Source organism: Fusibacter sp. (assembly GCF_057447755.1).
This window is the reverse complement of record NZ_JBVBZF010000084.1, coordinates 1-12,803: the sequence shown is the minus strand read 5'-3', so window position 1 is coordinate 12,803 and position 12,803 is coordinate 1. Positions and strand designations below refer to the sequence as shown.

Annotated in this window: 7 protein-coding genes; all 7 read left to right on the top strand. The window is 35.1% G+C overall.

The genetic code is table 11. The features are described 5' to 3' along the window. A partial coding sequence (locus AC220I_RS11245) for a bifunctional diguanylate cyclase/phosphodiesterase (protein ID WP_486723928.1) occupies nucleotides 1-2,303 on the top strand: 2,303 nt, incomplete at its 5' end. A gap of 123 nt (nucleotides 2,304-2,426) precedes the next feature. Beyond that, complete coding sequence (locus AC220I_RS11240) at nucleotides 2,427-3,848, top strand: hypothetical protein (protein WP_486723927.1); 1,422 nt, start codon at nucleotides 2,427-2,429, stop codon at nucleotides 3,846-3,848. Between the two features lie 62 nt (nucleotides 3,849-3,910). Then, nucleotides 3,911-5,884 carry an oxygen-binding di-iron domain-containing protein gene (locus tag AC220I_RS11235; RefSeq protein ID WP_486723926.1) on the top strand — a complete coding sequence of 658 codons (1,974 nt, stop codon included), beginning with the start codon at nucleotides 3,911-3,913 and terminating at the stop codon, nucleotides 5,882-5,884. A gap of 4 nt (nucleotides 5,885-5,888) precedes the next feature. After that, on the top strand, nucleotides 5,889-8,789 hold the full coding sequence (locus AC220I_RS11230) for a glycosyltransferase (protein ID WP_486723925.1): 2,901 nt from the start codon (nucleotides 5,889-5,891) through the stop codon (nucleotides 8,787-8,789). Then, nucleotides 8,786-11,647 carry a hypothetical protein gene (locus AC220I_RS11225; RefSeq protein ID WP_486723924.1) on the top strand — a complete coding sequence of 954 codons (2,862 nt, stop codon included), beginning with the start codon at nucleotides 8,786-8,788 and terminating at the stop codon, nucleotides 11,645-11,647. Before AC220I_RS11230 ends, AC220I_RS11225 begins: the two co-directional genes overlap by 4 nt. A gap of 288 nt (nucleotides 11,648-11,935) precedes the next feature. Continuing rightward, nucleotides 11,936-12,151, top strand: coding sequence for a FeoA family protein (locus AC220I_RS11220; protein ID WP_486723923.1), 216 nt, complete (start codon nucleotides 11,936-11,938; stop codon nucleotides 12,149-12,151). A 118-nt stretch (nucleotides 12,152-12,269) separates the two neighbouring features. Beyond that, nucleotides 12,270-12,803 (top strand): FeoB small GTPase domain-containing protein (locus tag AC220I_RS11215; RefSeq protein ID WP_486723922.1); only part of this gene is annotated, 534 nt, incomplete at its 3' end.

The window sequence follows — 12,803 nt, the reverse complement described above, 5'->3', positions numbered from 1 at the left end:
TGGGAACTGAAAATGGTGATTATATGGAATATCCAAGATTTTCACCTTCAGATAATTATGATCCTCGTGTAAGACCATGGTATGAAAACTCAATCAACTCATCTGAGGTTGTAATTTCTGAACCTTACCAAACCAATGTAACTGGCGATATGGTAGTCAGCTTCTCTAGAAGTGTGACATATCAAAATCAAAAAGTGGGTGTCGTCGGCATTACTGTAAAACTTGATGACTTAAGGGATAATATAAATCAAATACAAATTGGCGAAACTGGATATATCATGGTCTTGTCTCCAAAGGATAGATTTGTTGTCAGTCCTAAACATCCCGAGTGGTTATTGTCATCAGTGAAAGACCTAAATCTTGAATTTTTTGAGCAAATTTTAAATCAAGAAAAATTGATCTCAGAAGTCAGGATAGATGAGCGCACAAAAGTGATTAATCAAACGATATCACCCCTAAGTGGTTGGACTATTATTTCTGTTGCCGATAAAGATGATATCCTTAAAAAGGGAAAAGAAATAACCAATATACTGATCACAATATATGTGATGACATTAACTGTAATCTACATCATTATTTATCAAATTTCTAAGCGTATTACGAAACCAATCCTTGGAATTGCATCTGTGATAAATAGGATGGCGGATTTTGACTTTACCATCAAGGATAACAGCGATATTGAAAACTATTCAAGGCGAAAAGATGAAGTTGGTGTAATAGCAAGGTCTTTATCAGATATGCATTATAACTTTGTTGAATTAATGGAGCAAGTCAATTCAATTGATGATGAGATTAAGACAATTGACATCGAAAACAATGCTCAAATTGAACTTAAGCTTTCAAAAAATAATCCATTCATAGAAGTGACAAGATCTATGAATACGTTGCTTAACAAGGTATATGACTATCTGGAAAAGTTAAAAAAATCAAATTCGGAGATCGTTGAAAAAAACCAGCTTTTAACGGCTTCCGAGGAAGAGCTCATGGCTCAAATAGAAGAGATCGATCAGCAAAGAGAATACATTAATTTCTTAGCCTTTCATGATCCCCTTACAAACCTTCCCAATCGACGGAAATTCATTGATCATTTAACCTATAGGATCAATTCCAATCGGAAGGGGGCTGTCCTTCTGTTGGATTTGGATAATTTTAAAGGCATTAATGATACCCTTGGACATGTCTTTGGTGACAAAGTCTTAGAATCCGTTGCCAGAAAATTAGAACATTCAATCGATCAGAATGTATTTGTCTCTAGATTTGGAGGCGATGAATTTCTGATTTTGATAGAATATGAATCGTCCATTTCAGAGATCAATCATTATATTAATCGTATAAGTCAAATATTCGAAGAAAATATTATTATCGAGGATAATGAAATTGAAATAAGATTTAGCTTAGGCATTTCATTGTTCCCAGATGACAGTGTTGATGTCAATCAGCTCATAATGCATGCGGATCTTGCGATGTATGCAGTTAAACGCTTAGGAAAGAATGGCTATAAATATTTTGATGTTAGCATGATGGACCATCAAATAAAAAAATCGAGAATTGAAATTTTACTGAGAGATGCCATTGAAAACGATGGGTTTAAAATGGTTTATCAGCCTCAGATTGAGGTGGTATCTGGGTATATCTTCGGATATGAAGCTCTACTTAGGATGACGAACTCAACTTTGTCACCAGCGGAGTTTGTAGAAATATCTGAAGAAAATGGTTCTATCATCAAAATTGGTCGCATCGTTACTGAAAAAGTCGTTAGGCAGCTGTCGGAATGGCAGAAAAGTGGATTGAAAATTAAACCGGTATCCATAAATTTTTCTGTAAATCAGTTGCATGACGCAAGTTATATCAAGTTCATAAGAGCATTACTTAATCAATACGATGTCGATGCAAAATATATTGAAATTGAGATTACAGAGAATATTTTCCTTGAAAACAAACAAGCTGCCTTAAGTTTTCTGAAGCAGTTAAAGGCAATGGGCATCAAAATCGCAATTGATGATTTTGGAACCGGTTATTCATCTCTAAATTATTTAACTTTTTTACCAGTTGATAAGGTAAAACTGGATCGGTCATTGAATGTTAAATTTTTAGAAATTGAAAACATTAAAGTAATGGACAGCTTAATATCACTTGTTCATAGCCTAGGTCTGTCTGTGACAGCTGAAGGTATTGAAACATTGGATCAAGTTAAACGATTGAAGGTTGGAAACTGTGATTATATACAGGGGTATTACTTTAGTGAACCCCTTGAAGCAGATGAAGTACCTCTAATTCATATGAAACATTATAATCAATACTAAGGAATAAGAAATAACATTTAGATTGCAAATTTATAATTTAAATGTTGTTTCTTGTTTTTTTTGGTAAAATTAGACGAAGACTTAAAATCATTTTAATAATGGATAATGTTAGGAGATCAGATTATGAATTGGTTTCAAATAAAATTTAAATCCCTGCTCGGAAAAACAATTTCACTTATGACTGTGAGTGCTTTAATGGTGACCTTAAATACATATGGTAATTCTGGGCCGGTAATCATGGAAGGTTTTCCCGGATCTGAAATAATTGTCGATCAAAACAATGAAATAAGTATTAATCAGGAAGATTTAATCTTCGAGCTCTCTGAGGATCTATATAGTAATGAGAATAGGGTTTCAGCGCGATATGAGATGGAAAACATGAGTGGACAGACGCAGTCTGTACACATGATTTTTCCATTGGTCTCATCCATATACGCCATGGAAAATAATGTCGAAATACGTCGAAACGGTCAGCTGATTTCAGCTGATAAAGTTTATTTGGATAAAGTGTACGGGTCTTCAGATCTGCCTAGCTTTGAGACCTTATTGGGTAGAGTTTCTGATAGTCAATCCTTTATAAGTGAATCGATCAGGTGCTATGAATTTATCCCTACAGAAGACTATCAAAACATTCAATTTGAAATATCTTTTAATAAGACCAACTCAGAGAGTTTGGTATTTGTTCAAAATGCAAATGCTTATGGCTATAATTCAGGTAAATTTGTCATAGGAGGGTGGTTAGGAAATCAATATTATGATCGAAAAAGCCTAAAACTCTTCTTAACTGAAGGGGAACTTAAAAATTTGGCGTTTAGGATATTAGAAAAAAATAATGAACGGTTTGTGGAACCGGATTGGCAAGGTCTTGTGGGATCAGAAAATACGATGACGCTCATAGAATCAGAACTCTCGAAGCATCAAATGGAAGATTCGATGATGGCTATTCTTTTTAAAGAAAGCACACAGTCCTATAGCGACCAAGAAAAAATTCAAATGATAAATCAAGCCATACTTGAGCTTAAAAGTGTAAGTGGCATGTCACTATTGCCACTGGATGATCTGTCTTCATTCTTTTATGATAATCGAATTATACTTTTATCTTATGAAGTCTTATTTCAACCAAATGAAATCAATAGTATCGAAGTTAGTTACCCCATTGAAGCTACCATGGACAGACGGGAAAGTACAAAGCCAACCTTTACCTTTAAATATTTTTTGAATCCGGCGACTTATTGGAAGCAATTTCAAAAGCTCAATATCAGGATCCACCTAAAAAAGCCCTATGAGTATCTAATAGGGACTAGTATTCCGCTAGATAGACTTGAAAGTAAAAACGGTATTTTTTATGAGGCAAGTCTTGAGGCCTTACCAGACCAAGATTTGGAATTTACAGTGTACACGTCGGAAACCATAACCACGCTGGATAAGGTCAATGGCATATGGCTTCGTAAATACAGTTATGCTTTTTATTTAATAATACTCCCAATCCTAACCCTTGTAGGGGTTCCTCTCCTTATCGTATTTGCAATACGAAAGATAAAATGAGAGCATTCTTTGAACTTAAATGGGTATGAAATAATCAAAGTATTAATAATAGTGGAGGTTATATGTCTTATATTGAGATAAAAAAAGATATTTTTCAGGTGGGTGATACAGCCATGAACTTGGGGCTGGACTGCAACCCATACCTTATAATTGATGGTGATGAGGCTGTATTATTCGACCCAGGCTCTGTACTGGATTTTGAAATAGTGCTTGAAAATGTATTATCATTGGTGACACTTGATCAAATCAAATATGTGGTTGTACACCATCAAGATCCTGATTTTTGTTCGCAATTGCCATTACTTGAAAAAGCAGGACTGAATGCAGAAATAGTCACATCATGGCGGGCAATGACCATTATACAGTTTTACGGTGTAAAGTCGAAGTTCTATCTAATAGAAGAGCATAATCATAAGTTGACATTTGGAAATAATAGAACACTTGAATTTATTAATTCCCCATATCTACATTTTCCAGGGGCCTTCTTGTCATACGATTGTGTAAATAAGGTGCTATTTTCAAGTGATTTATTCGGGGCATTCAGTTACAATCGCACAATTTATGCAGATGATGATTATATGGAAAAAATGAAGGCATTTCATGAGCATTATATGCCCTCAAACTCTGTTTTAAGGCCTGTTATGGACACCTTAAAGCGATATGAGATTGAGATGATTTTACCACAGCATGGTGCGATAATTAGGTCAGATGTGGATAAATATATTGAAACCTTGAGAACATTGGAGTGTGGTAACATTCTTACGCCAATCAAGAAAAACCTTATGGAACTTGGAGGCTATCTGATTGTATTTAACGAAGTTTATCAGCACTTGATCATTTTATTTTATCCTCGAGAGGTTCATGAACTTTATAGTCATACTCGTGCATTTGTATTTAATGAGGCAAATGAAATTATTAGCTATGAGGGCAATCCAAAAGAACTTTGGCATTCTTTTTTCCAACTTGTATTTGAAGTCAAAGGTATGATTTGGTTAACGGTTATAGAACCTTTTGTTAGAAATCTATGTGCAATATACGACCTTGAAATCCCAAATATTATGCTACATAGTTTGGCTGAATCTGATACGAGAAATAGAAATTTGACAGAGGCAAATCAATCCTTGAATCAAACCATCAAATCTGTAAACGAAAAGTTAGTAAAATGCCCAATTACAGGTTTGTATAATGAGAGATTCCTTACCACGCTCTTGATAGAAGAACTTAATGAGGAGGATTGGCGCGATGTTGGTGCCTTGGTTTGTATCAGTATCGATGACTTTTCAAAATATAAATTAAAATATGGCTCAATTGAAGAGGATACAGTCCTGATAAATCTTTCCTATATGTTAAAGGAAGCATTTGGCGAACAATCCGTTTTTAAATTGGATGAAGCAGATTTTGGTCTTTACTTAAAAGGGCATGAGTATGCGACTTTAATTTCTAAAGTAGAACAGTTTAGAGTTGACGTTGAACAAAGTGATAATTTTTTAGGCAGGTTAACTGTGTCAATCGGAGCGGCTTTTTCGAAGGAACTAGACCTAGATGCGGTTTCTCTGGACCAAACTGTAGAAAATTACTTTAACTATGCCTATGACCGCTTAAGGATGTCAAAGCAAAAAGGAAAAAATTATTTTACTTATCAGGGTGAAATTAATAGAGAACATACCGCTAAAACAAAGGTTTTAATTGTAGATTCTGATGTTACTAATCTAGAAATATTGAAGACTTTTATTAGTGAATTGGAGATAGAAGTATTAACGGCAACAGATGGTGCTGAGGGCTTAATGATGGCTAAAGAACATTTGCCTAATCTTATTATTTCGGATGTAATATTAGAGAAAGTTGATGGCTTTCTTTTCAAAGAAGAACTTCATAAAAGCTCAAAGACAAAAAATATTGAAATGCTGTACTTGTCACATCAAAAAGACGAAGCAAGTGTCAAAAGAGCATTAGAACTGGGTGTAGTACATTATTTGAAAAAACCTTACATGTTATCTGAAATCATAGGTATCGTGAAAAAAAACCAAGGGGATTGATTCTATGACCGTACATGTTAATAGTATCATTGTGGCAGCGCTGATTATTTTTTATTTAATTATCGTTTTGCTACTAAGAATAATTGGAAATAAGTTTTCAAGCCTTGAAGAAATTTATAGACGAAATAACAAAAGACTTGCTACGGTGCTTTCACTTGTAAATCATTCATTTAAGGGGACCTTTGATTCCTTGCGCGAAATTAAGGATATCAAGCAAAATCTAATTATGGAAGATTTAGAAAATCAGCTTCAAAGCAAGGAACTCAGAAAAATTGAGAAACTCGAAGTGAGAAAGCTCAAATCAATTATCAAGGCCAGACGGAAAGAAGCCTGTACCTACCTTGGGATCATAGGTAGTGAGCATGCAAGACTTGCACTGGAAAAGGCTTTGCTTAAAGAAAAAGATTATTCTGTCAAAATTTATATTTCAAATGCTCTGACGGATATAAGAAATCCTAAATCCCTAGATGTCATGATCAAGGCTTTGATTGGGACACACAAGTGGTACCGTATTAAGGCGATTTCCAATATTTTAGAGTTTGGATTTGTATTTCAAGAGAAGATGGTAGCCCTAAAGAATACAAAGGATATAGAGCACGTTGAACTCCTGCTGAATTATTCTGCTGTGAATTATAATGAAATGTGCAAATCCTACCTCTTTGATTTTATAGACTCATTTGACTCAAAATATGAAATGCTTTTTCAATACTACACAGAGCAAATTGCTGCCAAAAACACAAGCTACAAAATCAACTATCTGAAAGAGGACTTTAATAGGCTTTTGGTAATGACTTGCCGAACTGTATCGAACTTTTATTTTGCAGATTTTACAGGTGAAAAATATTATGAAAGCTCAAATGCCATTGTTAAAAAGAATGCTTATTGGGCCTTATCCAAAGTCAATAAAACAGCCAATTTTAATATTTTAATCAATCACCTGCATGAAGATGAGTTTGAAAAGACACTTATTGCTGTAATTACAATAATGATCGAAGTAAATCCGAGATTTCTCTACCTCTTAGAAGAAGCTTTTTATAAGGAAAAGGACCTTAAAATCAAAGGTAGGATCGCCCAGATTTTTTCAAATAAGATAGAGTATTACATTCTAAAGCTTAATACAAAGCAAGGACATTATGTAAATGAAATAATTGGACAAGTCATTCGAAATGGGAAAATCAATGAACTCATTGGTTTTATGAACTTAAATAAAGATATCGATCTTGAAAATATGCTAATTACCATAATAAAGGAAAATGTTGATAAAGACTCAAAGATTGAAATGGAATTCAGGCGTTATCTAAACAGTAGAATTATAGAAAAATGGGGTGTAAAGCCTTTTGAATTTAAAAGCGAAGGCGATATTCACAAAAAAGATAAGTATTTAGTCAAAGCAGTTACCTATTTTACAATAGTTGGCATTTTATTGTTTCCGGTATTGTATTTGATTCAAAACTATTCTACTTTAACACTTGTTTCATCTAGAGTTTTGCTTAAGGATTATGTCATTAGCTTTAACTATCTACTGGCGTTTTACTCAATTTCAGTCAACCTCTCATATCTAGTCCTCATGTGTAGCTCATATTTAAACGTGAGGAAGCAAGCAAAGTTATGGAATTTTAAAAACGTTTCAATGCTCTTCAGGGATAAAATGATTCCGTCTATTTCCATCATCGCACCTGCCTACAATGAGGAAAAATCAATTGTATCCAGCGTTAGGTCACTTTTAAACCTCAAATATCCTGATTTTGAACTGATTGTCGTTAATGATGGTAGTAAGGATGAAACTTTAAGTAAGCTCATTGAAGCCTTTAATTTAATTCGTGTGGATTATCATTATAAGGTAAGTTTAGAAACGGTTCCAATTAGGGGGATTTATCGCAATACTTCTATTCCCAAGCTCGTGGTAATTGATAAGAGCAACGGCGGAAAAGCAGATGCCTTAAATGCCGGTATCAACGTGGCAAACAAGGCGTTTTTCTGTGGCATAGATGCTGACTCGCTACTTGAGCCAGAATCACTTTTAAGACTTGCATCGCTCACATTAGATGAGAGTAGGGAGACGCCAGCTTTAGGTGGAAACGTTTTTCCAATCAATAGCTGTGAGGTGGATAAGGGTGCTATTAAAGAAATTGTATTGCCTAAAAACACCTTAGCACGCTTTCAAACAATTGAATACTTAAGAGCCTTCATGGCTGGACGATTAGGCTGGCAGCAACTAAACAGCTTACTCATTATTTCTGGCGCTTTTGGATTATTCAGAAAAGATCGCGTTATATCTGTAGGCGGCTATATGACAACGCGGGGGGCATTTAAGAAGGATACTGTTGGCGAGGATATGGAAATTGTTGTCCGCATCACAAAGCGTATGAGGGAAATGAAGCACGTATACAAGGTGTTGTATGCCTTTAACGCAAATTGCTGGACTGAAGTGCCTGAAGATTTAAAAAGTCTTAGAAACCAAAGATTTAGATGGCATCGTGGCTTGATGGATATTCTATTTTTTCATAAAAATATGATGTTTAATCCCAAATATGGGAGTTTGGGAATGATGGCTCTGCCCTATTACTTTATCTTTGAAGCGATTGGCCCTATGATTGAATTTCAAGGTTATCTAATGGTAGTACTTGCAGCCCTTTTGGGCATATTAGATCGTAGAATAGCCCTTTTATTATTTGTAAGTACCATTTTATTAGGGGTATTAGTTTCGATTGCTTCTTTGTTAATTGCAGAAAGAGAAGAACAATACTATAGTTTCAAGGATTTAATGAAATTGTTGTTTTATGCGATTATTGAGAACTTTGGTCCAAGGCAAATGTTTAGCTTTTGGCGATTGCATGGACAGATTAAAATTATATTTGGTCAAACAGGGTGGGGCCATATCAAGAGAAAGGGGATTGAATCATGAAGTACAAATGGATTTCTATGATTGCAAAGGGATCTGTATTTCTGATAACCTTAGCCGTAGTCTTAATTATGGTTATCCCTTTGTACTCTTATCAAAACAAACCCAATTTAGAAGTTTCAATGAAGCAGTATACCAGTGGCGATGAAGCTGTGAAATGGCTTGCAGACCATTATAAGGTTAAGCCTTATAATGGAAATAATCAACCAGATTTGTTATATGTAAAGGATGCCGCTTTTTTAGAGCGTGTGGATCTTAACGAAATCAATCACAACATGGTTGTCTTAGAGGCACTCTTTCAGCAGGTTATAGAAAGCAAGTACCTAATTAACAAGCTTAACTATTTAACTGGTGTGGAAACCAATCATTTTATTGGGAAGACCTATGAGGATCTTGCAGAGCTTGATGCGATACCAGCGCAAATTATTTCAAGGTACAAGTCAAACCACAAGAATGAGTGGCCATTCTATGGTGAAGGCATAATCATTACCAGCTTAGAGGACGTTATCGTGCTTACTAAGGGGAAAGATTATAAGGGTAGTCTTATGTTAAGATCAAACCTAGATGGCGTTAATTCAAGTATTCCTTATTATGGCAGTTTTGAGATTACCGAGAGCCTTGAACCTGCGATAGCTAATTTTAACCTTAGGGTTACCGCATCTGGAAATGAGAAACTAGGGGCATTTAATATATCGCCCAGCTTTCCAGCTGTATACCAAATATCGAGGAATTATTTTAATGGCTATTATTTAGCAGGCGATTTTACCAGCAATGCTATTTTACTAGGTGTTAATTATGATTTAACCACCAATATGATGCAAAATAAGGTCGTTTATGAAAAATTCACTGGAGAGCAGATATTTTGGCAGTTTACAGCGCCTTTTTATAAGTCTGTCCTCAATAGAATTTCAAGTGAAACTAAAACCCTAAAAAAAGTAGGAACACCTTTCACTGTTGAGGATATGAAAATTATGATGAGAACGGACTCGGGGGACCTTAAACCCTTTTTTATTAAAGGTATAAATTTAGGGGCTGCACTTCCAGGACGTTACTTTACAGAATTTCCACTTGAAAAGGAAAATTATTCAACTTGGTTGGACCAAATGGGAAAACTGAATATCAATACCATCCGGGTCTATACCTTGTTATCCCCGAGCTTTTATCAAGCACTTTATGAATACAATTTAAAGGCAGATACACCAATTTATCTCTTGCAAGAAATTTGGCCCGAGGAAAATCCAAAGAACTTAAACTACTTGGGAGATGATTACAATCGAGTTTACAAACAGGAAATTGAGTATGCGATTGACGCCATACATGGAAACATCGAAATACCACAAAGAGATTTTAGAGCTTCCGGTCTTTTTTCTTATGATGTATCACCATATCTTCTAGGCTATCTGGTTGGAAGAGAAATGGAACCTGAAGAAGTTATTGCCACAAATGAACTCAATGAAGATTATACTTTCCAAGGCGAATATTTTTATTCAGAGAGAAATGCTTCACCAACGGAGTCGTGGTTGGCTGCATCATGTGATTATGCCTTGGCATATGAAGCAGAAAAATATCAGGGTAACCCCCTAATTGGAATCGTAAACTGGCCTACGCTTGATGCATTATCACATGACAGTGAGTGGAATGCTAGTGGAGACAAGAGCTTACAGTTTAATGACAAGGTTTCAGTTGATATTGACCGTATTGGGATCAATAGAGACAATGTCAATGGCTTTTTTGGAGCATATCATATCTATCCTAACTATCCAAACTTTATGAACAATGACACGGATTACGCAAATTATTATGACAGTGAAGGCGTATTTCGATATGGTGGCTATCTTGAAGCATTCATGAAGCAAAATCACAGATATCCTGCTATTGTGGCTGAATATGGTATATCAACCAGTTCAGTGACTGCCCATTATAGTCCTGATGGCCTAGACCATGGGGGTAAGACTGAAGAAGAACAAGCAAGCATGATTATTAGGATGACCAAAGCCATATTAAAGGAAAACTACTCAGGTGCCATCATATTTGAATGGATGGATGAATGGGCGAAAAAGACATGGACAACAGAATTTTATATGATTCCATATGAACGACAGGTCTTATGGCATAACGTACTTGATCCAGAACAGAATTATGGTATTCTCGCCAATGAAGCCATTGCGCCTCAAATGAAAGAAATATTTTCAAGCAAAAGCCCATACTTGTCACTTAAACGCGTACAAGAAGGACAAAATGCATCCTATCTCTATATTAAACTTGATTTTAATGAAAGAGTTGATTTAAGTCAGAATATAAAAATTGCTTTTGATTTGAAAACGGATGAAGCCGATTCACCGAGCTTCGAGTTCTTGCTAAAGCTTAGTGAAGCACCGGAACTTCTTGTAACTCCAAGTTATAATTGGCTTAAAGGGCGTTATCAGTCACAAAGTCAACCCTTTGAAACCTTTGAGAATCTTATACAGATTGTAAACCCTGAGAACACGGACAAGCAAGGTGTGTTTGTAGCTGAAAAATCAATAGATCTCAGTCAATTTAGAATAGGCGATTTTACGAGTGCGCAAAATTATATATGGATTGAGGACAATCAAGTTACAGTGAGAGTGCCTTACGGCTTGTTGGGGATAGCAGACCCTTCCTCTAGAAGGGTACTATGGGATTCACGAGTGTTTATACCAACTTCGACGGATTCGATTGAAACCCTTCAAATAGAAAAGATAAATTTACGTGTTATGAAAGACCAAATGAGACCAGTAGATTTGTCTCTAACACTAGATGAATGGGAACTACCACTTTATAATTCAAGGCTGAAGTCTGGTGTAGAAAAAATTAGTGACTTCTTTAAAGCCATTCAATAAGGATATTTTTATATTTTAAGCAGCCTCTAGTATTATTTTTCAAGAGGCTGCTTATTATTGTATACAACAAAACAAGGTCTTGGCCTTAAATGATAATAGATAAAATTAATTTCAAAAGTGTAAAGTTGGTAACCTAGGTTACTGATAAAAATTCTCAATTAGATATAATTAAGAAAAAGACTAGTTGACTCTTGTAAGTGAATATGATAATCTTTATCAAGTAGAAGATGTATAACCGTAAAAATCATATAAACTTTTAGGATAAACATCTAAGAAAGAGGTGACATGATGTTTTTGACAAAAGCAAAGGTAGGACAAACTGTAAATGTTATTAAAATTGAGGGCAAGGAGAAAAACAGAAGATTTTTGTTTAGCTTAGGGTGCTTTGAAGGTGAAGAAATCACTTTGATCTCAATTTTGGGTGGCAATTATATCATAAATATTAAAGATGGACGATATGCTATTGATGAAGCATTGGCAAAATCAATTGTCGTTCAGGCCTAAGCGCCATTTTTTTTAAACATCTATTGAGAATGAATATCAATATCGCAAAGTAAATTGATGAATTCTCCAATAACATCATTAAGCCAATAAGAAAAGTATCGAAATAGGAGGATGGGAAATGAAATTAGCTTTAGCTGGAAATCCAAATTCAGGAAAGACAACATTATTCAATGCACTCACAGGTAAAATGGAATATGTGGGAAACTGGACAGGTGTTACAGTAGATAAAAAAGAGTCTGAATTGAAGGCACAGTATCAAATGAAGGGTAAAGTCTTAAGTGTTGTAGATTTACCAGGTGCATATTCAATCGCCCCTTTTACAGGTGAAGAGGCAATTACAAGAGATTTTGTACTCAATGCTGCACCTGATGTTATCATCAATATCGTGGATGCAACAAACTTAAGCAGAGGCTTGTTCTTCACAACTCAGTTAATTGAAATCGGAATTCCTGTCATTATCGCTCTCAATAAAATGGACCTTGTTCAAAAGAAAGGTGACAAAATTGATATTGAGGGATTAAAGAGGGAGCTCAAATGTGAAATCGTTGAAATTACAGCGACCTCTGAAAAGGGCTTAAAACAGTTAGTTGAAACAGCATCGAATTTGGAACATAAATCAATGCTTAATGATCAAGTTAAAAATACGAGTACT

What these genes read in the sequence shown, in the direction of transcription:
- AC220I_RS11230 (WP_486723925.1), top strand. Translation starts at nt 5,889, where the DNA reads ATGACCGTACATGTTAATAGTATCATTGTGGCAGCGCTGATTATTTTT.
- AC220I_RS11225 (WP_486723924.1), top strand. Translation starts at nt 8,786, where the DNA reads ATGAAGTACAAATGGATTTCTATGATTGCAAAGGGATCTGTATTTCTG.
- AC220I_RS11220 (WP_486723923.1), top strand. Translation starts at nt 11,936, where the DNA reads ATGTTTTTGACAAAAGCAAAGGTAGGACAAACTGTAAATGTTATTAAA.
- AC220I_RS11235 (WP_486723926.1), top strand. Translation starts at nt 3,911, where the DNA reads ATGTCTTATATTGAGATAAAAAAAGATATTTTTCAGGTGGGTGATACA.
- AC220I_RS11240 (WP_486723927.1), top strand. Translation starts at nt 2,427, where the DNA reads ATGAATTGGTTTCAAATAAAATTTAAATCCCTGCTCGGAAAAACAATT.